Annotated in this window: 15 protein-coding genes; 5 read left to right on the top strand and 10 right to left on the bottom strand. The window is 57.1% G+C overall.

Annotated elements, in window-relative coordinates; all coding sequences use genetic code 11:
* The 5 genes from AC5DB9_RS09960 to AC5DB9_RS09940 form a co-directional block, all read right to left on the bottom strand.
* Positions 1 to 552 (bottom strand): isocitrate lyase/PEP mutase family protein (locus AC5DB9_RS09960; protein WP_491732049.1); only part of this gene is annotated, 552 nt, incomplete at its 3' end.
* A gap of 34 nt (positions 553 to 586) precedes the next feature.
* Positions 587 to 1,771: a 2-methylaconitate cis-trans isomerase PrpF gene (prpF, locus tag AC5DB9_RS09955; protein WP_273008976.1), complete on the bottom strand. Its 1,185-nt coding sequence runs from the start codon at positions 1,769 to 1,771 to the stop codon at positions 587 to 589.
* A gap of 42 nt (positions 1,772 to 1,813) precedes the next feature.
* On the bottom strand, positions 1,814 to 4,435 hold the full coding sequence (acnD, locus tag AC5DB9_RS09950) for a Fe/S-dependent 2-methylisocitrate dehydratase AcnD (RefSeq protein WP_272992686.1): 2,622 nt from the start codon (positions 4,433 to 4,435) through the stop codon (positions 1,814 to 1,816).
* Between the two features lie 70 nt (positions 4,436 to 4,505).
* Complete coding sequence (gene prpC / locus AC5DB9_RS09945) at positions 4,506 to 5,690, bottom strand: bifunctional 2-methylcitrate synthase/citrate synthase (protein WP_272992683.1); 1,185 nt, start codon at positions 5,688 to 5,690, stop codon at positions 4,506 to 4,508.
* Positions 5,691 to 6,027: 337 nt separating this feature from the next.
* Positions 6,028 to 7,242, bottom strand: a complete 1,215-nt coding sequence (locus AC5DB9_RS09940; RefSeq protein ID WP_272992681.1) for a DUF3047 domain-containing protein — start codon at positions 7,240 to 7,242, stop codon at positions 6,028 to 6,030.
* Positions 7,243 to 7,601: 359 nt separating this feature from the next.
* On the opposite strand from AC5DB9_RS09940, the gene AC5DB9_RS09935 reads away from it, so the two are divergent.
* From AC5DB9_RS09935 to AC5DB9_RS09920, 4 genes are all read left to right on the top strand, one after another.
* Positions 7,602 to 10,274 (top strand): hypothetical protein, encoded by a 2,673-nt coding sequence (locus AC5DB9_RS09935; protein WP_272992679.1) that lies wholly within the window; start codon positions 7,602 to 7,604, stop codon positions 10,272 to 10,274.
* 68 nt (positions 10,275 to 10,342) lie between these two features.
* A complete protein-coding gene (locus AC5DB9_RS09930) occupies positions 10,343 to 11,638 on the top strand; it encodes an OmpA family protein (protein WP_272992677.1) in 1,296 nt (431 codons plus the stop codon).
* Between the two features lie 206 nt (positions 11,639 to 11,844).
* Complete coding sequence (locus tag AC5DB9_RS09925) at positions 11,845 to 13,860, top strand: BCCT family transporter (protein WP_272992675.1); 2,016 nt, start codon at positions 11,845 to 11,847, stop codon at positions 13,858 to 13,860.
* A complete protein-coding gene (locus tag AC5DB9_RS09920) occupies positions 13,857 to 14,981 on the top strand; it encodes a carbohydrate porin (RefSeq protein ID WP_272992674.1) in 1,125 nt (374 codons plus the stop codon). Before AC5DB9_RS09925 ends, AC5DB9_RS09920 begins: the two co-directional genes overlap by 4 nt.
* Positions 14,982 to 15,061: 80 nt before the next feature.
* On the opposite strand, the gene sat is transcribed toward AC5DB9_RS09920, so the two are convergent.
* Both sat and cysC read right to left on the bottom strand, forming a co-directional pair.
* Positions 15,062 to 16,249: a sulfate adenylyltransferase gene (sat, locus tag AC5DB9_RS09915; RefSeq protein WP_022960438.1), complete on the bottom strand. Its 1,188-nt coding sequence runs from the start codon at positions 16,247 to 16,249 to the stop codon at positions 15,062 to 15,064.
* Positions 16,250 to 16,284: 35 nt separating this feature from the next.
* The gene (gene cysC / locus AC5DB9_RS09910) at positions 16,285 to 16,896 is read right to left on the bottom strand and encodes an adenylyl-sulfate kinase (protein ID WP_028968561.1); all 612 of its coding nucleotides are present in this window, start codon (positions 16,894 to 16,896) and stop codon (positions 16,285 to 16,287) included.
* Between the two features lie 162 nt (positions 16,897 to 17,058).
* Between cysC and AC5DB9_RS09905 the strand changes: the two genes are divergently transcribed.
* Entirely contained in the window at positions 17,059 to 17,979 is a 921-nt protein-coding gene (locus AC5DB9_RS09905; protein ID WP_022960436.1) for a LysR family transcriptional regulator, read from the top strand.
* Here AC5DB9_RS09905 and AC5DB9_RS09900 read toward each other — a convergent pair.
* From AC5DB9_RS09900 to trmH, 3 genes are all read right to left on the bottom strand, one after another.
* Positions 17,939 to 19,111, bottom strand: coding sequence for a sulfotransferase family protein (locus tag AC5DB9_RS09900; RefSeq protein ID WP_272992670.1), 1,173 nt, complete (start codon positions 19,109 to 19,111; stop codon positions 17,939 to 17,941). The two genes, AC5DB9_RS09905 and AC5DB9_RS09900, sit on opposite strands and share 41 nt — an antisense overlap.
* A gap of 28 nt (positions 19,112 to 19,139) precedes the next feature.
* The gene (locus AC5DB9_RS09895; protein ID WP_272992668.1) at positions 19,140 to 20,273 is read right to left on the bottom strand and encodes a DUF1214 domain-containing protein; all 1,134 of its coding nucleotides are present in this window, start codon (positions 20,271 to 20,273) and stop codon (positions 19,140 to 19,142) included.
* Positions 20,274 to 20,350: 77 nt separating this feature from the next.
* Positions 20,351 to 21,031 (bottom strand): tRNA (guanosine(18)-2'-O)-methyltransferase TrmH, encoded by a 681-nt coding sequence (trmH, locus tag AC5DB9_RS09890; RefSeq protein WP_022960433.1) that lies wholly within the window; start codon positions 21,029 to 21,031, stop codon positions 20,351 to 20,353.
* Between the last annotated feature and the right edge of the window lie 7 nt (positions 21,032 to 21,038).

The following is a 21,038-nucleotide window of genomic DNA, read 5'->3' as shown; positions in this document are numbered from 1 at the left end:
TTCGACAAACAGAATGTCGGCACCGGCCTCAGCATAAGCTGCCGCGCGGTCAACGGCGGCATCGAAGCCATCGATAGCGCAAGCATCGGTGCGAGCCATAATCAGCAGGTCTTCGCTTTGACGGGCATCGACGGCGGCTTTGATTTTGCCGACCATTTCTTCGCAGCTAATCACCGCCTTGCCATTAAAGTGGCCACAGCGTTTGGGGCTGAGCTGATCCTCCAACTGCACGCAGTCGGCGCCAGCCCGTTCGAGCTGACGGATACTGTGGCGCACATTGACGGCGTTGCCGAAACCGGTGTCGGCATCAACCAGCAGCGGGAGATCCACCGCGTCGCGGATACGTGAGGTCTGTTCGACAATTTCCGCCAGCCCCATAAATCCCATGTCCGGCAGTCCCAGCTGCATATTGGTAACGCCAGCGCCGGTGACATAAATCGCTTCAAAACCGAGATCGGCAATCACTTTGGCAGACAAGGCATTGAAGGCGCCAGGCACCAGTACCCCCCGACGGGCATTGGCAAGTTCTCTCAAAGTTTTTCCTGTGGACATACGTTTTTCCTGTCAATAATTCAGTGTTACTGCGTTAAAAGGTATCGGCTGGAACGCGAACCCAGCCGTCCATCAGAATGCGGGCGCTACGACTCATAATGGCGCGCTTCACACGCCACTCGCCGTTTTCTTCTGCCACCTCGGCACCCACACGCAGCGTGCCGGAGGGATGTCCGAAACAGACGGACTCACGAGCACGGCCGCCCGCCGCAAGATTGACCAAGGTGCCGGGAATTGCCGCCGCGGCGGCGATGGCAACGGCCGCTGTACCCATCATGGCGTGGTGCAACTTGCCCATCGACACCGCCCTCACCAAGAGGTCGATATCTTCGGCAGAAACGGTGCCCCCACTTGCTGCAAGGTAGTCAGCAGGCGCGGCCACGAAAGCAATTTTGGGGGTGTGCTGGCGCTGCAGTGCTTCTTCCGGCGCGCGGATCAAGCCCATGCGCAGCGCACCCGCCACGCGAATGGCTTCCAGCTTTTGCAGCGCCACCGTGTCATTATTGATATCGTCGCGAAGCTCAGTGCCCTGGTAGCCAATGTCTGCGGCGTTGACGAATACAGTGGGAATCCCCGCCGTCATCATCGTGGCAGGCAGCGTACCGATCCCCGGCACGTCCAGCTCATCGACAGGATTGCCTGTGGGAAACAGCGACGTATCCTCACCGTCATCGGCCGGGTCGAGAAATTCCAGCACAACCTCTGCGGCGGGAAAGGTCACACCGTCCAGCTCAAAATCGCCGCTTTCCTGCACCTGACCATCGCAGACCGGCACGCGGGCAATAATGGTTTTGCCGATATTGGCCTGCCAGATACGCACCTCGCAGTAGCCGCTTTCCGGCAATCGCGACGGCTCAATCAACCCGGCGTGAATGGCGAAGGCCCCCGCCGCCGTAGACAGATTGCCGCAATTGCCACTCCAATCCACAAAGGGCTTGTCAATTGACACCTGGCCATAGAGGTAGTCCACATCGTGATCAGGCTGCTGGCTTTTCGACAGAATCACGCATTTGCTGGTGCTGGACGTCGCGCCACCCATGCCATCAATATGGGCGGCATAGGGATCGGGACTGCCGATCACCCGCATAAACAGGCGGTCTCTGGCCTCCCCCGGCTGCTGACAAGCAACAGGGAGATCATCCAGCCGAAAAAACACCCCTTTTGAGGTGCCGCCACGCATATAGGTAGCGGGAATACGAAGCTGAGGTGAACACGACATACGCTGTCCTTAAATCGTTAACACGGCGGCAAGGCAACACATTTATGCCGCCTCATTGCCCGCCAGAAAATCCTGAGCAAAGCGCTGCAATACCCCGCCTGCCGCATACACCGAAACCTCTTCGGCTGTATCCAGGCGACAGGTCACCGGCACCTGCACGCTATCGCCGTTCTGGCGGTGAATAATCAAGGTCAGCTCGGCGCGGGGCGCAATGTCGCCCACCACGTCGTACAACTCGGAGCCATCAATCCCAAAGGTATTGCGGTTTTCCCCTGCCTTGAACTCCAGCGGCAGAACACCCATGCCAACCAGATTGGTGCGGTGAATGCGCTCGAAGCCTTCTGCCACAATGGCCTCAACCCCGGCCAGACGCACACCTTTTGCCGCCCAGTCGCGGGATGAGCCCTGTCCGTAATCGGCCCCCGCGACAATAATCAGCGGCTGCTTTCGAGCCATATAGGTTTCAATGGCCTCCCACATGCGCACGATATCGCCCTCCGGCTCCAGTCGTGCCAGCGAGCCCTGGATAAGCTCGCCAGTCTTGCCATCCAAGCACATTTCGTTCAACAACTTGGGATTGGCAAAGGTTGCCCGCTGCGCGGTGAGATGGTCGCCCCGGTGCGTGGCATAAGAGTTAAAGTCCTCCTCGGGCAGCCCCATTTTGGCCAGGTACTCCCCCGCCGCGCTGGAGGCCAGAATCGCATTGGAGGGAGACAGGTGGTCGGTGGTGATATTGTCACCCAGCACCGCCAGCGGGCGCATACCCGTCAGACTGCGCTCTCCGGCCAGTGCGCCCTCCCAGTACGGAGGACGGCGAATATATGTGCTCTGAGGACGCCAGTCATACAATGGGCTCGGTGCCCGGGCGCCGCGATCCAGATCAAACATGGGGATGTACACCTGCCTAAACTGCTCGGGATGGACATGGTCGCGAACAATGGCGTCGATCTCCTCGTCGGAGGGCCACAGCGTTTTCAAGGTAATCGGCATGCCATTGTCATCGAAGCCCAACACGTCTTTTTCAATATCGAAGCGCACCGTACCGGCAATGGCATAGGCCACCACCAGCGGTGGTGACGCCAGAAAGGCCTGCTTGGCATAGGGATGAATGCGGCCATCGAAGTTGCGATTGCCCGACAACACCGCTGTGGCATACAAATCACGAGCGATAATTTCCTGCTGAATCGCCGGGTCCAGTGCCCCGCTCATGCCGTTACAGGTGGTGCAGGCATAGGCGACGATCCCAAAGCCCAGCTTTTCCAGCTCCGGCAGAAGCCCTGCTTCTTCCAAATACAGACGAGCCACCTTGGAACCCGGCGCAAACGAGGTTTTCACCCAGGGCTTACGCAGCAGCCCCAGCGCATTGGCCTTTTTGGCAAGCAAGCCCGCCGCGACCACATTGCGCGGATTCGAGGTATTGGTGCAGGACGTAATGGCCGCAATAATCACCGCGCCATCGGGCAGCTTTCCCTGAGCCTCCTCTTCACGCGCTTTTTCCAGACCCACCGCTATTCCCCGCTCATGAAGGGCTGTGGTCGGCAGGCGGCGATGCGGGTTGGATGGCCCGGCCATATTGCGTGCCACGCTGGACAGATCGAACTCCAACACTCGCTCGTATTCTGCGCCCTCAAGATCGTCGGCCCACAGTCCGGCGGTTTTGGCATACTGTTCAACCAGCTTGACCTGCTCCGGTTCGCGCCCGGTTAGTGCCAGATAATCCAGCGTCTGCTCATCGATATAGAACAGCCCAGCAGAAGCACCAAACTCCGGCGTCATATTGGAAATGGTCGCGCGGTCGCCGATGGTCAGGTCGCGAGCGCCCTCGCCAAAGAACTCCAGATAGGCCGACACCACCTTTTGCTGACGCAGGAACTCCGTCAGCGCCAGCACAATATCGGTCGCGGTGATACCGGGCTGACGCTTGCCGCTCAGTTTCACACCGACAATATCCGGCAGACGCATCATCGATGGACGCCCCAACATCACCGTTTCGGCTTCCAGGCCACCTACGCCAATAGCAATGACGCCCAGCGCATCCACATGCGGGGTGTGGCTGTCGGTGCCTACGCAGGTATCCGGGAAAGCGACGCCGTCGCGAGACTGAATGACCGGCGACATCTTCTCCAGATTAATCTGGTGCATGATGCCGTTGCCTGCGGGAATCACATCCACATTCTCAAATGCGGTTTTGGTCCACTCAATGAAGTGAAAACGGTCTTCATTGCGGCGATCTTCAATCTCGCGATTTTTCTCAAAAGCTTCGGGATCAAACCCCGCCGCTTCCACCGCCAGAGAGTGGTCGACAATCAACTGAGTGGGCACTACCGGATTCACCTTGGCAGGATCCCCTCCCTGCTCGGCAATGGCATCGCGCAAGCCAGCAAGATCAACCAGCGCCGTCTGGCCGAGAATATCGTGGCAAACCACTCTGGCGGGATACCAGGGAAAATCGCTGTCTCGGCGGCGCTCAACCAACTGCGTGAGTGCCTCGGTCAGGGCGTTCGGCTCACAGCGTCGCAGTAACTGTTCGGCGAGCACCCGCGAGGTGTAGGGCAAGCCCTCATAGGCACCCGGCCGGATGGCATTCACCGCGCTGCGCGCGTCGTAATAATCCAGTTCGGTACCCGGCAGAGCAATGCGATAGGCAGTATTTAACGATGACAATGTGGAACCTCATAACATCACAACAGCGGCAGACTAGCGTTGCTGCCGCAACAACAAATGGGAAAAAGCCTCAGGCGCGCTGGGTCATCGGCGTAAACGCCATATCTTCGGGACCGATATAGTTGGCACTGGGTCGAATGATTTTGTTGTCGATACGTTGCTCGATCACATGCGCCGACCAGCCCGCCGTGCGAGCAATTACGAACAGCGGCGTAAACATTGCCGTGGGCACGCCCATCATGTGGTAGCTGACGGCACTGAACCAATCGAGGTTGGGAAACATCTTTTTGACCTCCCACATCACTGACTCCAGTCGCTCGGCGATGTTAAACATCTTCATGCTGCCCGCTTCTTCTGAAAGCTGCCGGGCGATGTTTTTGATCACCTCGTTGCGGGGGTCGCTCACGGTATAGACCGGATGACCAAAACCGATGACCACTTCCTTGTTTTCCACCCGACGGCGAATATCCGCCTCGGCCTCATCCGGCGAGACGTAGCGCTTCTGCACCTCGAAAGCGACTTCATTGGCCCCGCCGTGCTTGGGCCCCCGCAGCGCCCCGATCCCCCCGGCAATGGCCGAGTACATATCGCTGCCAGTGCCCGCAATAACCCGCGAGGTAAAGGTCGAGGCATTAAATTCGTGCTCGGCATACAGAATTAATGAAACGTGCATGGCCTTCACCCAAGACTCGCTGGGAGTCTCGCCATGCAGCAGGTGCAGGAAGTGCCCACCAACCGAATCATCATCGGTTTCCACCTCGATGCGGCGCCCCGAGGTAGACCAGTGATACCAGTAGAGCAGCATGGAACCCAGCGATGCCACCAGCCGGTCAGCAATATCGCGGGCGCCCGGAATATTGTGATCCTCTTTTTCCGGCAACACGCAGCCCAACGCCGAGACGCCACAGCGCATCACATCCATCGGGTGAGCCGCAGCGGGCACGGCCTCCAAGGCGCTTTTCACATTGGCGGGTAGACTGCGCAGCGATTTAAGGCGCGTCTTGTAAGCACGGAGCTCGGCGGCGGTTGGCAGCTTGTCGTGTATCAGCAGATGGGCAACTTCTTCGAATTCACAGTTCTGCGCCAGATCGAGAATGTCGTAACCGCGATAGTGCAGATCGTTGCCCGTGCGCCCCACCGTGCAAATCGCGGTATTGCCGGCCACGACCCCGGACAGGGCGACCGACTTCTTGGGCTTTTTGCCAACCGGCGTCGCGCCCGTTGAGGCTTCTTTTGAGATGAAGGCTTCGCTCATGATCGTTCTCCGCAACCGCTGACCCCAGCAATGGACAGCCAGTTAGTAACTTCAAGATATTCGCAATACTTGCAAAGCGGATCGGCCAGACCATGATCTCTACTGGCCCATTGGCAATGACAATTACTGCGTGTTCACGTACAGCGGGAACTCGGCCCACAGCGCTGCACGGCCGCCATAGTTGCGCGGCAAACATCGTGTAACAAGGGCTAAAAAAGCGGGTTATTGCGAAGAAAATTTGCGAATTTGCAAATCTTGCAAATATTTAAAGACAGGAAAAAGAAGGCCAGCCGCAGGCTCGTCGCCATGTCGGCCGGCAGTGATCACCGCACGGCGCTCAACTGGCACTCTCTGCTGCGCCTTGCGCCACCGTCCAAACGGGGTGATGGCCATCGACATTGTCAAAGCCGATATCCCGATAGCGGCAGCGCCCCTCTCCGCGCTGAAAAACAGAGTTGGCGATTAGCCATACGGCGACAACACGCTCAGGCGGCTCCCCCCCAATAGCCCGCCGGTAATCGGCAAGCAGGGAGCGCCGCTCCTGCAGCCAATGCCCTAATTTTTCGTGATCATTGCGCAGCACCCAATGCGTTTCACGTTGATCCCACCAGGGAAGTGGACACTGAAAAATCGTGCCCTCGGCGAGCTCGGTACTCCACATGTAGGTTAAATCCAGGCCGTTATCAAACTCGACAGCGATAGATAGGTAGTCGTGCGTTGCCTGAATATTTTCTGGCAGATCGGACCGCAGCGACTCAGCCATCCATGCCCAGTTCAGCGTCAACGCATCGTCGAGAGGAAGGTCAATCGGGTATTGAACAATCCCCACATCGCCACAGGTACGACAGCTTATTTCGCCGCAGCCGTTCGTCGAGAAAATGCGCCCCTGGCCCATTCGCCATAAATCCTTCCAGCCCTCGGGCAACGGCTGCGCTTCGGCAACATCGGCAAATAGCTCGGGCGCTGACTGCCGCGCTCTAGCCAGCAACTCGGCATCCGCAAGCGCTGGAACAGGAATCACCGCCATCGTTCCAGTCAGCGGCAAGGGTGGCTGCGCCACCTCATCAATATCGCCAGTGGTCGTCGCAAAATCGCCGGGAGCTACAGCAATAAGCTGTAATTCACCATTACAGTCAGCAGTAAGGATCGTGGCCTCGCTCAAGGCCTTCTGCACCTTGCCCTCACCGAAGCGATACCAAAGCGCGGAATTCGGCCCCAGACCTACGTCGAGCGCCCTGGAAAGATACAGACGTCCGCAGGCGAGCAGCATGACGCGATCACCGGCCTGACACTGCACTCCGGTGGAATGCCAACGCAGCTCTCCCCCAACAAGCGTCATCGGCTCTGGGACATCAATCTCCAATTCAGCGGCCAGGCGCATGACTCGTAAACTGAAGTCACTGGGCGTTACCGGCGTATCGCGCCTAAACCGACTCGCCACAAAGCGCAAAAGAACTGACAGCGGAGATGGCATGCCTTGCGCAGTCACGGTGCCTGGCGCCCCGATAAGTCCCATACGTTGATAAAGTGAGTGAAGCCGGTAGCGCGCCATTAGAAACTCCTTACTTATTGTTCATGTTCAGGAGCTTGCGTCTGACGGCAGGCAATGACAATGTCATTCGCGGTCAAAAACCGCTGCGCATTTGTTTGTGCGGCTTTGGCTGTACAGCTCGGGCATGTCGAAAGGTAAAAATGTCACCCACTTGGAAATTCTGCGTAAAAATGCACAGTTTTTTACCCTGAGCCCGTGCATAGATCACAGAAATGCCCGCCACCCCTGCTCTAACATCTAAGCTTAGATGCGGCAATAGTTGTTTTTACCTGCTACATCCGTGAAACTACTTAAGTTTTTAGACGAACGTATTTAATAACGCCCTGTAACACCTGCTCGACTCTCCTGGAGGGGGATAAATGAAAAGTCTCAGACTCGCGGTGTGGCTCTTGATCACATCCAGCTTACTTGCGGCCTGTGGTGGTGGTGGCGATGCCCGAAGCCCTGATCGTCCCGGCCTAAGCATCGACCCGTCGACCATGCAATTGGAATTCATCGACGGCATCACCACTCTACCGGGAACGGGTAACAACCGTATTTCCGTAAGAATCATGGCCCTGCAGTCTGACGGCATTAACAAAAATGTCGGCCCGGCCCAAAACATTACCTCCCGCGTTAACTGGACGCTCACCAATACCCCTCTTGCGGCACTGTCTTCAGATGAAGATGGCGACCTGTCTTTCCGGACGGTCACCCGCAATGGTATTGGTACTGTTATCGATATCGAGAGCACCCAGCAAATGGAGATCGACGCGGCCGTGGTCAGCGCGTCAATCACTGGCACCTTCCAAGGGACCTCTCGAGTAGGCGACTTCACCATTGTTCCGCCAACCCCGAGTGGCGCCGAGCAACTGGTGGGCAAAGACCTCATCCTGCTTGACCCGACGATTCCCGGTGACAGCGAGACCAATGGTTACCGCCTCCTGCAATACTTCACCAACACCTCGGTGCCGGAGAACCGCACGCATACCGTGGTGATCTGTTCAAGCAGCGAGTTTGCCACCGTGGAAGCTGGCCAGCCCGTCAGCCCCGGCGATGGTGTTGTGGATGTCACGTATACCAACCCCTTCACCCCCGACGGTGATAACACTGCTGTAGAAGTGACCCTGTTCGCCGTTGATGGCGACAGCAATGTTGCCTGCGATGGCGCCTCCTCCGATGGCGTACGAGAACTGAAAGTCACTCTTCGCCCGGCAACCTTCTCCAGCGTTGATATCTGCGCGGTGATCAACCCCGCTGGCGATGCCTGTAGTGCAGGTGGAGCATTCAATGAGGAATACGTTGCGGATTGCCGCGGCCTGGATACTGACAGTATCTTTGTACCCGCCGCGCAAAATCTTCAGTTCGTGGCCCGCAAGACGTTCAACTCGACCACGGATACTACGCAAACGCTCACCGAATACTTGTGTAGCGAAGAACGCGAGAATGCTACTGCACCGACGTGGAGTGTCGACGAGCCCGATATTTTCTCCAGCGATCCCGCTGTTGACCCTGATCAGGGTACAGCCGCCACTATCGACCGCCTCGCCTACGCACAACTTGTCGAAGTTGTCGCCAACCCCAATGCAGTTGTTACCGGTAACTTTGGCGAAGGCGTTCCCGAGCTGCAAGACAGTCTGACACTGAATCTGGTGGATGCGCGCGTAGACGCTATCAAGATTGAGCGCACTGACGGCCTCAACGCGGACGATCCCCAACAGAGCCCAGATACCATCTACGTCAACAGCTTCCTGGATGGCATTGAGTACCGCGCTCTGTGTCAATTCAGCGACCTGTCTGGTACTGAGCAAGAGTTCGAGACCTGCCCCAACGGCCTGATCCGCTGGACCTCTTCCGCGCCTGATGTTGCAGAACCCAGCGCAGAGGCAACACCTGTTATCACTCTCGAGCCGAAAACCGGTGTTCAGTTGGCGGAAGAGCCCTTCCCGTTCACACTGACTGTGACTTACATCGGCAGCGATGAGGACATCAGCGGCAGCCGCAACATTGAAGCGCGCGACCCCGGCGAACTGCAGGCGCTGCGTCTGTTTATGGTGCCGAACCGGTCCGAGCCGGATGAAGTGGAAATCGACCAGTTCGCCTGTGTGGGCCGCTTAGACCTCGTATCGTCAGTCAGCAATGACGAAAACTTTGTAGAGAACGGCCAGCAGTTCGAGATTTACGCCGTATTCTCCAACATCCCGGGCTCTGCAGACCCCAACCTGGATGATCCCAATGCACCGGACTCCGGCCTCGTCTACGTCACCCCTGAGACTGAGATCCAGTTCAGCGCGGAATCGGGCTACTGGAGTGGCAGCTGGGCAGATCCTGCCATGTGTCGGAGCATTTCCAACCTCGGTGAAATCCCCGACCTCGGCGAGGTAACCGGTGGCGTGATTGTTAACTCACCGGCGGCCAGCTTCGACCCGAACAAGAAAGGTCGCCTGAAGTCCGATGGCTTGCTGCGCCTTAACACTGTGTGCGTAACAGGCTTTGCGCTGAAAGACGAAAGCAAGCAAATCCCTGAGGACATCCGTACGGTTGACGGCACCACCATTCTGGTTCTGCCTGTCGCGGACGACACACTGCTTGCCTCGTCTAATGAGCTCTGTGAAACACTGGAGCCGGTACTGACGCTCGGCGGCTCACTGCCATTCGTTGACGGCGACGGCCCAGGCATTCTTCTACCTGTCATCTACGGCGTAAGCCTGGTTGCAGACCCGCTGCTGGCCAGCCTGGTTGCCAATGACGACGGTGGCCTACTGCCCGTGGAAGAGATTCTGGATGGCCTGCTCTACGGTGACTTCACTGGCTTGAGCGAAGATGCCCCTGACCTCGGCTTTGGCCTGGCGACCATCACCGACGGCTTGATTAACGGTGTCGGCGATGTTCCCGGCCTTGGCGTACTGGTCGACTTCCTTGACTCCTGTATTCTCTCCACAACGCTGGATATAGTGGGTGGCCTACTGGACTTCATTCTGGGGCTGGGCGATACCAGCGGCTTTGAGGATATTGACTTCTCCTTTGAAGACTGCGCCGCCTTATTTAACTAAGAAAACAACAATACCAGCGCGGCCTTCGGGCCGCGTTTTGCCATTGGATAGCTACTAGGAGACTCCCAATGAAACTGCGTAATTTTGCGCTAGGTGTTGCCGCGATGGGCCTGGCGCTCACCGCGGTTGCCCAGAGCAGCGATGAGGAAAAGGTATTCGACGATCGCTGGCGTGTGCACGGTATGCTGGGTGCACAGGTTGCCGACGACGAGGACCTGGACAACGGCGCTCAAGGCAAACTCGGTTTCGGTAAACCCATCAGCCCCTACATTATGCTGGATGGCCATATTAACTACGGCGAACTCAAAACCAGCAAAGACGATATTTACAAGCGCGCCGCAACAGGCCTGGATATTCTGTTTTTCCCCTTTGGCGCCTTTTATCTGGATGCCAGCGCATTGCAGCCCTACTTCGGTCTGGGTCTGACTTATCACGAAATCGAGTTTGTTGGCGACATCGAGTCCAACTACGGTAACGACGCCATTCTCGGTCTGACTTACGAACTGGATCATGCCTCGCTTCGCGCTGAAGCCCGCTACCAGATCGATAAGATCCACGAAAAAGACGTGCTGGTTGACGATTACTTCTACACCTATGCCTTCATGCTCGGTGTATCGGTACCGTTCGGTGACAAGCCCCTGCCGTATAACTACGACAGCGATGGCGACGGTGTGCCGGATCGGATCGACAAATGTCCGAACACCCCTCGCGGTACACCCGTTGATTCCAGCGGCTGTCCTCTGGACAGTGACGGCGACGGCGTACCCAACTTCCGCGACCAGTGCCCGAACACTCCCGCTGGCGCGAAGGTTAACGTAAACGGCTGTTCCATCGACGACGACCGCGACGGTGTACCCAACGATATCGACCAGTGCCCAGGCACACCATACGGCGTCCCCGTTGACACCCGTGGCTGTCCGCTGGATACCGATAACGACGGCGTGCCCAACAAGATTGACCAGTGTCCTGGCACCCTGCCCGGCATGAAGGTTAATTCACGTGGCTGCGTAATTTCGCAAACCGTTGAGCTGAGCGGTGTTCACTTCGAGTTCGACAAAGCCCGCTTGATGCTGGATTCGAAAACGGTCATGAGCAATGTCGCCAAGTCACTGACCAACGAGCCTGATGTACGCATCATCATCGCCGGTCACACCGATTCGATGGGCAGCGATGCTTACAACAAGCGCCTGTCACAAGAGCGTGCTCAAGCCGTGGTTGATTTCCTGATCAGTCAGGGTATCGATAGCAGCCGCCTGCGTGCTGTGGGTTATGGTGAAAGTAAGCCGGTTGCCGACAACGGCACGGAAGAAGGACGCGAGCGTAACCGCCGCGTAGAGCTGCAGGTAATCAGCTCGGAAAGCTAAGCCAACACAGGCAATATCGACAAGGGGCGGATTTCCGCCCCTTTTTTTATTGATTCACCGCGCAACATTGCTATCTCCCCTGAACGACTCTACAAATTCCCGCCTTTTTTAGCGCTTTACTTGTATTCAGCAGTTCTGGCGACTTAACTAATACTATTCCACTCATCCTTGCGAGGTCACACACCGTTAATCGGAGCATGCGCAACATGCCTAACTCTTCCCCCGGTTTCAGTTTGAAACACATCAATCCGCCGGTTTTTTTCGGCTCTGTCATTCTCATTTTCGCCGTCGTTCTCTTCGCGGTCAGTAGCCCGGACTTGGCGGGCAGCGTCTTCAGCCAAACTCAAAGCTGGATCGTCGACAGCTTTGGCTGGTTTTATCTATTGGCTGTCGCGGTCTTCCTGCTGTTCTCGCTTTATCTGGCACTCAGCCAGTACGGCAGCATTCGCCTGGGCCCCGAGCATTCACAGCCCGACTTCAGCTACAGCTCATGGTTCGCCATGCTGTTCTCCGCTGGCATGGGTATCGGCTTGATATTCTATGGCGTCGCCGAACCCGTGATTCATATGAGCAGCCCTCCCCAAGGAGAAGGTCATAGCGTGGAAGCCGCAAGGGAGGCCATGGCCACCACTTTCTTCCACTGGGGTCTGCACGCCTGGTCTATCTATGCCGTGGTGGGCCTGTCACTGGCCTATTTCGGTTTTCGCCACGGGCTGCCACTCACCCTCCGCTCAGCCCTCTATCCCATCATTGGCGAGCGTATGCACGGCTGGATCGGTCATGCGGTAGATATCTTCGCGGTACTGGGCACCATGTTTGGCGTAGCCACATCACTGGGCCTCGGGGTGATGCAGGTAAACGCGGGATTGAGCTACCTGTTTGATATTCAGGTATCGACGACCGTTCAAATTATATTGATCGCCATCATTACCGCCTTTGCCACGACCTCGGTCGTTGCGGGCCTTGATGCCGGTATCCGTCGACTCAGTATTCTCAATCTGATACTGGCCGGCGCCTTGATGGTCTACATGCTCGTCAGCGGCCCCACTCAGCACCTGCTGCAGGCGGTCGTTCAAAACACCGGCCACTACCTCGATGGCCTGATGGAAAAAACCTTCAATCTTTACGCCTACGAACCCACCGAATGGATGGGCGCGTGGACGCTCTTCTACTGGGGCTGGTGGATTGCCTGGTCGCCTTTCGTCGGCATGTTCATCGCCCGCGTATCGAGGGGCCGCACCATTCGTGAATTTGTGATGGGCGTTCTCTTTGTGCCAGTGGGCTTCACCTTCGTGTGGATGACGCTGTTCGGTAATACCGCGATAGCCTTGGACTTTGGTATTGCCGATGGCGCGATTGCCGCGGCAGTAAACAGCGATGTCTCCACAGCTATTTTTAAAGTGTTTGATTACCTGCCCATGGGGAATATTGCATCGATGCTGGCGACCCTGTTGGTCATCACGTTTTTTGTGACTTCCTCCGATTCAGGCTCACTGGTCATCGACATAATCACTTCCGGCGGCAACCACGAGCCACCCACATGGCAGCGTGTATTCTGGGCGGTCACCGAAGGTGTTGTTGCCATCGCCTTGCTGCTTGCCGGTGGTCTGGCGGCCCTGCAAAGCGCCGCCATCGCCAGTGCCCTGCCCTTCACGTTTATCATGCTGGTGATCTGCTACGGCCTGCACAAAGGCTTGAGACGCGAAAGCCTGCGACTGGAAGCACGCAGCCAGGACGACCACAGCATTACGGCCAGCGAGGTTCCCTGGCAGGTTCGTCTGAAACGCATGGTGACCTTCCCTGGCCGGGAGCGTGCCACCGCGTTTTTGAATTCGGAAGTGCTGGATGCCTTTACGGCGGTGCGCAAGGAGTTTGCCAAGCACGATCTGCACTGTGAGGTGCAGCGCGGTGACGACAATATTGTGCTCAAAGTCTTCCATGGCGACGAGGAGAACTTCCGCTACGGCGTCTTTCTGAGCAGCCATATTGCGCCCAGCTTTGTCGTGTCTGATCTGCACATGGACGCCGCCCGGCAGCATCATGTCTTCCGCCTGGACGTACACCTTAGCGATGGCGCCCAGCATTACGACATCATGGATTATCCGCGCGAGCAGATCATCAGTGACATCCTGTCCCAATACAACAAACATCTGCTGTATCTGGACATGGCGCGAGCAACCATCGCCCCCAACGACTCACTGACTGAGGAGGCCAACGCATGAAAAAGCCTCTCGTCTGCCTGGCCGCTACGCTGCTGCCATTGACGGCTTCGGCAGCCACCGACATTACGGTCGGTGGCGCCGTGCGATTTCAGTATACCTTCGAGGATTACGACAACGGCAATCGCGAGCGGGTCGGCGACCTCGACCTGGATACGGTCCGCCTGAACTTTGATGGCACTGTGGACAATATTCTGCTGTCGGCGGAGCTGCGCTACTACCAGTATATGGAAGTGGTACACCACGCCTGGCTGGGCTACCAGATCAATCCCGAATGGCAGGCACAACTGGGGATCACCCAGGTGCCCTTCGGCAACCTCAGCTATAACTCCCACAGCTTCTTTTTCAGCAGCAATTACTATGTCGGGCTGGAAGATGACTACGACTTCGGCCTGAAGTTTCTCTATCAGGGCGAGCGTATCGAAAGCCAGATCGCCCTTTTCAAGAACGATGAACAGGGTGGTATTGACGGCTATGTCGACAATCGTAGCGACCGCTACTCCTACGATGTCGTCGGCAGCCGACAAGCCGGAGAAGGCACCTTTGATGCACCGGGCAGTGCGCTGGCAGAGAGTAATACCTTGGCCTGGCGGTTAGCGGGCAATGTTCTGCAAGATGAAAACCGCAAGGTTCAGTTGGGCGTCTCCCTGTTGCATGGACAGTTGCACAATGACCAGGAACAGTCGGCTGGCGATTACGGCGCGTATGCACTCCATATGGACGCCAATCTGGGCAACTGGAACCTGCAACTTACCACCGGGCATTACGAGTACAACAGCGACGATGGCGCGGAGCGTATGGTAGTGGGCGCCTATTCCTTCTTCGACAGTATTGCCGCCGAGGCGGATATTCACAGTGCCAACATCGCCTACCGCTGGGATAAGCCCCTGGCCGGGCTGGATGCGATAACGTTCTATTTGGACAACAGCCTGATCAGCAATAAATCGGGGCAACTCGACGACACGCAGATGCATGTCCTCGGGGCGTCGATCAGCAAAGGCAGCCTGTTTACCTATGTCGACCTGATACACGGTGAAAACCAGCCGTTTATCGGCGGCAGCATGGGCGAGAACGCCGGCAATGCGAATACCCGCTTCAATATCAACTTTGGCTTTTACTTCTAATCGGACACACACCGCCCATAAAAAAAGCCCTGTCGCTCGCGCGGCAGGGCTTTTTATTTGCTTGCGCTCAGCGCCGCAAATCAGCCTTCAATCTGATAGTAATCCATCAGAATCTGAGCCACTTCAGGACGAGAGAACTCAGGCGGCGGCGCAATACCGTTGCCCAGCATTTCACGAACCTTGGTGCCTGACAGCAGAACAAAGTCTTCTTTCTCGTGATCTGGCGCATCGCGCATCATCACCACCTTGTTCAGCTTCTTGGAGTACGCCGTGTGGTCTGCACGATAGATATCGATTTCCAGGGCACCGGCGGGCACTTTCTCATCGAAGATGGTCTGCGCATCAAAACCGCCGTAGTAGTCGCCCACACCGGCGTGATCGCGACCCACAATCAGGTGAGTACAGCCACAGTTCTGACGGAATACCGCGTGCAGCACCGCCTCACGGGGACCGGCATAGAGCATATCGAAGCCGTAGCCAGTGATCATTACGGTGTTTTTGGGGAAGTACACTTCCACCATCTTACGGATCGCCGCGTCGCGCACATGAGCAGGAATATCGCCAGCCTTCAGCTTGCCCAGCAGCATGTGAATCAGAATACCATCGGTGCCCAGGTCTTCCATCGCCATACGGCACAGCTCTTCGTGCGCACGGTGCATGGGGTTACGGGTCTGGAAAGCCACGACTTTTTCCCAGCCGCGCTCAGCCATTTCGTTGCGAATTTCAACAGCGGTGCGGAAGGTGTCGGGGAAGTCGTCCTGGAAGTAGGAGAAGTTCAGCACCTGAATCGGACCGGACAGCAGAACATTGCCCTGACTTTTGAAGGTCTTCACACCGGGGTGGTCCATGTCCAGGGTGCCGAAGATGTTTTCGGCCATGAAGTCGATCTGCTCGTCGCTCACGCTCTCAACCGCCTCCACATCCATGATGGCGAGAACAGGGTTGCCCTCAACGTTAGGGTCGCGCAGGGCGATACGGCTGCCCGCTTCAACGCCTTCAGCGCTGGGCATCAGGTTGATAATGGGCACAGGCCAGAACAGGCCATCAGCAGTGTGCAGATTTTCAGCCACACTCAGTGAATCAGCCAGATTCATATAGCCGGTCAGCGGGGTGAAGTAACCGCCACCCAACATCACCGCGTTGGCCGCGGCGGCAGAGCTGACGACGATAGACGGCAGACTTTCAGCTTCTTTGTTCAGGGCATGGTGTTGCTCGGTGTCATAGACGAACAATGGCTTCAGTTCGTCGGCGCCATGAGGCTTAATCATAAAGTAACTCCCTTAATACTTCGGTCGATTCGGGTTCAGATAACGCCGCGCTCTTTGAGCATGGCCAGCAGTACGTTCACTTCTTCTTCCAGGCTCAGCTCATGGCTGTTCAGCACCAGCTCGGGCTTCTCTGGAGCTTCATAGGGATCATCGATGCCGGTGAAGTTTTTGATTTCGCCCGCACGCGCTTTTTTGTACAGACCTTTCGGGTCGCGCTCTTCGGCCACTTCCAGCGGCACGTTCACGTAAACTTCCACGAAATCCATGCCGCTTTCATCGTGCAGAGCGCGCACAGCGTCGCGGTCAGCGCGGTAGGGGCTAACGAAGCTGCTCAATACGATTACGCCGGTATCGACGAACAGCTTGGCTACTTCGCCGATACGGCGGATGTTTTCGGCGCGATCTTCGGCGCTGAAACCCAGATTTTTATTGATACCCATGCGGATATTGTCGCCATCCAGACGGTAGCAAAGGTGGCCCTGCTCCATCAGCGCTTTCTCCAGCGCCACGGCTACGGTGCTTTTACCGCTGCCAGACAGGCCGGTAAACCACAGGGTTACACCCTTCTGCTTAAGCAGGGCGTTGCGATCTTCACGGCTGACTTCGCCGTCGTGCCAGTGAACATTCGTCGCTTTCACTTCTGTCATGCTGATCTCCGAATAGGAATGGCTGTATGCAAAGGGCAGTGATCTGCCACTGAGATAGTGCGGCATCATAGGCCTCCGACTACTACAAGTAAAACGACTTGTTGCTATACTCAGTATCGATTTTATCGATACTTAATTTCCAGCAATGCGACGGCAAACATCATGAACTACACCCTTCGCCAGTTGAGCATTTTTTTAGCCGTGGCACGCCACGAAAACGTGTCCCGTGCCGCCGCCGATCTCAAGCTGTCCCAGTCGGCCGCCAGTGCAGCCCTTCAGGCTCTTGAGAACAATTACGGCGTGTCGCTGTTCGAGCGTCAGGGCAACAAGCTGTCCCTCAATGCAGTGGGCCGCAGCCTGCGTCGCGACGCCGAGGTGCTCTATGCGCACTGCCAGGAGTTTGACCAGCGCTTGCGCAGCCACGGCGAACTGGGCCATCTCAAGGTAGGCGCCAGCTTTACCATCGGCAACCACCTCGTGGTGCGTTATCTGGCCGATTACTTGAGTCTTTACCCGGAAGCCGATGTGCAGTTGACTACCGCCAACACCCCGGAGGTGGTCAGCAAGGTGCTTAACTACGAGGTGGATGTCGGCATGATCGAGCGTGAAGTCCAGCACCGCGACCTGGAGCTGATTCCCTGGATGGAGGACGAGCTGATTGTGTTCTGCAGTGCGAGCCACCCGCTGGCCGAGAAGCAATCCCTCAGCGATCGCGATATCAAGAGCGCACGCTGGGTGCTGCGCGAGCCCGACTCCGGTGCTCGTCACACCTTCGACCGAGCGTTGGCGGGCCTGCTGCCGGAAATTAATATCTACCGCGAATTCCGCCACAACGAAGCGATCAAAAGCGCCGTGGAATCGGGGCTGGGCATCGGTTGTCTGTCACAGGTGGTATTACAGAAGGACTTTCAGAACGGCACCTTGGTGCCGCTGAAACTGAGTCGACGGGATATGCGACGGCGGTTCTATTTCGCCCTGCCCCGCAAGCGTCACGACAAGGCGGCGGTCAGGGACTGGATCGACCTCTGCCGCCGCCAGGCCCTTACAGATACGCCTCGCGATACTCCGCAAACATCGCCTTGAGCTGGTCTTCGCTGAAGCCAAATTGCTCCAGCGTGTAGTCGTGGGAGGGCCGTGCATCGCGCTTGTTATCTTCGCGATACCGCTCCATGGCATCGCGGGCGGCATCGGTCAGCGGCATACCGATAAAGTCATACACCCTTTCGACAGTTTTCAGCGGATCGCCGATGGTGTCCTTGTACCACACATCCAGAAATGCCTCGGGATGCTCCCGCCGGGTCGCCATGGTGTGGCGTGTTCCCCGCGCGTATTTTTCAGCCCATTGAGCGCCGACGACTTTCGGGTCGACCTCATCGCTGCACATAATCCACAGGTTGTAGTTCATACTGGCCGCGGATGGAATAGTTTGCAGCGGATCGCGATGGGTCTGTACGATTTTCGCGTCGGGAAACACCTTTAACAGCGTCGCCACATGGTGAAGATGGTGCGGGGTTTTCAGCAGCCAGCGTTGCGCCTGCTGACCACTGCGTTTTTTCTGCCACTGCAAACATTGCAGCAAGCGCTTCAGATACTCGTAGCCCGGCGTATTGTCGTGGCTGTCGTTCCACTGGCCATAGCTGGGCACATTACAAAAGGCATCGGGAATGGTGCTGTAGAAGCTGTGCTCCAGCAGCATGATGTCTTCATCTGCCGCCACCGGGTCCATCGGGTGAATCGCGGCCAACTCCGGGTTCGCTTCCAGCATCGCCGCCACTTCGGCCTCCGCGGAGGTAATGCGCGCATCCTTGCTCTTGAAGTCCCAATCCAACGCGGGTGCCGGATTACGCACCTCGTACCACAGCGGCGCGAAAAAGCGCTGGTCGCTGGCGAGAATGCGATGGGTATAAGTAGAGCCGGTGCGCTGCAGGCCAATAATGACCACCGGCGCCAACACCTTCTCGTCGAGAATTTCCGGGTGTTTGGCTATCCACGCCTCTACCCGCAGACGGTTGATCAAAATATTGAGAATACGTTCGTATTGCCCGAAGCGACCTGCCGCATTCAGGTTCGCTTCTTCGTTCAGCGCCTTGACCAGCACGGCCATGGGCTCGCGAAAGCTGTCGTCGCCAAAATCACTCAGCCCGGTGGCCTCACTGGCGGCGGCCAGCAGCGCGTCTACACTCAGCTCGACCTCGGGAATGGCCTGTTCTGTCATGTTCAAAATCCTTACTACTGAGTTGTTGTTATGAAAGTTCGCTAAGCTTGACCACGCGACAACGCGGGTCGACGATGCGGTCGGCGCCAATCCAGCGGAAGGCCATGGTGCCCTCGCGGTGTCCAGTGGTATCCAGCCAGTTATCACAGCCGGGATCACGCGCCGACACGACGATGCGTACACCACCATCGGGGCGGTATTTAGCGGTGTGCTTGTTCACATGAATATCGACGTAGCGGTATTCCAGCGACTCCATCCAGTAGTTATTGAGCTGGAAATTCCAGTTGTCGCAATCGGGAATCTCATCCGCTTCGATTACCAGGGCCTCGTCATCGGCCAGATTGAAATAGCCATGGTAGTAATAAATGTTCGGGTCGCCGCCCAGCTTCTGGCAGTACTCCTGGTCTGCCGCAGGCAGGGTGTTGGGGTGTTGTTTAAAACCCTCGGCCCAATCTGCAAACAAGGTGGCGGTGCCTTTTACAAAGGCCGCAGTGCTGCGCAGCTGACGAGCGAAGGTAACCGGGTCCAGCGGCGCGGGCTTGGCGCCGTTGCGGTGCAGGCGCTCAATTTTCAATTCCGCCGCACGCTCTGTTTTGCGATCGAGATAGGTCTGGCGCACCAGCACCGCCACCGTATTTTCGGTGATCGGCAGCCAGTTCCCCTCGTGAGGCTGTCGAGACAGGATAATTTCGATATTGCCGTTGGCATCGACTTCCAGGCCGCTGTGGGTATCCAGAGCACCCACCGAGCGCATATTGCCATCCTCTTCTTCATAACCCCCGGCAATGGCGATAAAGCCGAGGTAGGCGACCGAGCCGCGCGTACCGGTGATTCGGTAATCGTAGGCACCGTTGATCTCGGCTCTTTGGTAATAATTGTCCGGGTTATCAGCCCCGATCTTGGCGGTCTCGTGAGAAGGACGATAAAAGCTCGGGAAATCGCCGTCAGCGCATTCCACAAACATGTCCAGGGCGATGCGTGTCAGTCGGGTGAGATAACGCCAACCTTCTGCGCGATGTAGCGGGTCACCGGGGGCTTCTTCTCGCAAAATCTGCTGACCGGTGGCTTTGAGCTGATCACAGAATTCAGACCACAGCTCGCCGCTCATCACAGCAGACAGCGCCTCATCGGCAGCAGGATTGGGGGATGTTGATTCAGGCATAGTGCTCTCCTTTTTATTGTTTAACACTATGGCCCAGCCGCAAGCAGGTGGCATCACCCAGAGGGGTGAACGCGTCATCAGCCCTCGCGAATTCGCCGATACCAGGCGGCGGGATCATCAATTTCTCCGTCGTCACGCAGGGGCGGATAGTCCAGATTCCGCTGGCGGCAGAAGTCTCGAACCTCAGGGTGTGCCCATTCAAACAACAGGCGCTGGTAGGTTTCTGCATCCAGCCGCGGCTGGGCGTACATCCCCGCACGCTGGCGCTGGTACTGGGCTTCGGAAAGAATAATGCCCGCCGCAACCGACACATTGTAGGACTGCACCATCCCCATCATGGGGATAGTGATATGCGCGTCAGCCAGGGCACAGGCTTCGGCGCTGACGCCGCGCTTTTCCGCGCCGAGCAGCACCGCGGTCGGACGTGTATAGTCCGGTTCGCGGTAGTCTACCGATGACTCGTCCAGGTGCGCGGCCAGCACTTGCACACCTTGCGCCTGCAAGCCGGTAATCAGCCCGCCAATATCGCGATGCCGTTTGACCTCTACCCAACTGTGGCTGCCCATCGCAGTCCCGCGAAATGCCTTGTAATCCTTGTCATCAATGACCGCGTGCATTTCGGCGATACCCGCGGCATCGGCAGTACGCACAATCGCAGACAGATTGCGTCCCTTATGAACATTGTCGGTAATCAGGGTCAGGTCTGGCTGACGGCGGTCCAATACCGCACGCAGCCGCAGGTAACGCTCAGGAGTCATGATATTG

Source organism: Spongiibacter sp. (assembly GCF_984394615.1).
This window is presented reverse-complemented; position numbering and strand designations above follow the sequence as displayed.

Excerpts from the sequence above, each read along its gene's own strand:
- prpF (WP_273008976.1), bottom strand. The coding sequence starts at position 1,771 with ATGTCGTGTTCACCTCAGCTTCGTATTCCCGCTACCTATATGCGTGGC.
- prpC (WP_272992683.1), bottom strand. The coding sequence starts at position 5,690 with ATGAGCGAAGCCTTCATCTCAAAAGAAGCCTCAACGGGCGCGACGCCG.
- AC5DB9_RS09940 (WP_272992681.1), bottom strand. The coding sequence starts at position 7,242 with ATGGCGCGCTACCGGCTTCACTCACTTTATCAACGTATGGGACTTATC.
- AC5DB9_RS09935 (WP_272992679.1), top strand. The coding sequence starts at position 7,602 with ATGAAAAGTCTCAGACTCGCGGTGTGGCTCTTGATCACATCCAGCTTA.
- AC5DB9_RS09930 (WP_272992677.1), top strand. The coding sequence starts at position 10,343 with ATGAAACTGCGTAATTTTGCGCTAGGTGTTGCCGCGATGGGCCTGGCG.
- AC5DB9_RS09925 (WP_272992675.1), top strand. The coding sequence starts at position 11,845 with ATGCCTAACTCTTCCCCCGGTTTCAGTTTGAAACACATCAATCCGCCG.
- AC5DB9_RS09920 (WP_272992674.1), top strand. The coding sequence starts at position 13,857 with ATGAAAAAGCCTCTCGTCTGCCTGGCCGCTACGCTGCTGCCATTGACG.
- sat (WP_022960438.1), bottom strand. The coding sequence starts at position 16,249 with ATGATTAAGCCTCATGGCGCCGACGAACTGAAGCCATTGTTCGTCTAT.
- cysC (WP_028968561.1), bottom strand. The coding sequence starts at position 16,896 with ATGACAGAAGTGAAAGCGACGAATGTTCACTGGCACGACGGCGAAGTC.
- AC5DB9_RS09905 (WP_022960436.1), top strand. The coding sequence starts at position 17,059 with ATGAACTACACCCTTCGCCAGTTGAGCATTTTTTTAGCCGTGGCACGC.
- AC5DB9_RS09900 (WP_272992670.1), bottom strand. The coding sequence starts at position 19,111 with ATGACAGAACAGGCCATTCCCGAGGTCGAGCTGAGTGTAGACGCGCTG.
- AC5DB9_RS09895 (WP_272992668.1), bottom strand. The coding sequence starts at position 20,273 with ATGCCTGAATCAACATCCCCCAATCCTGCTGCCGATGAGGCGCTGTCT.
- trmH (WP_022960433.1), bottom strand. The coding sequence starts at position 21,031 with ATGACTCCTGAGCGTTACCTGCGGCTGCGTGCGGTATTGGACCGCCGT.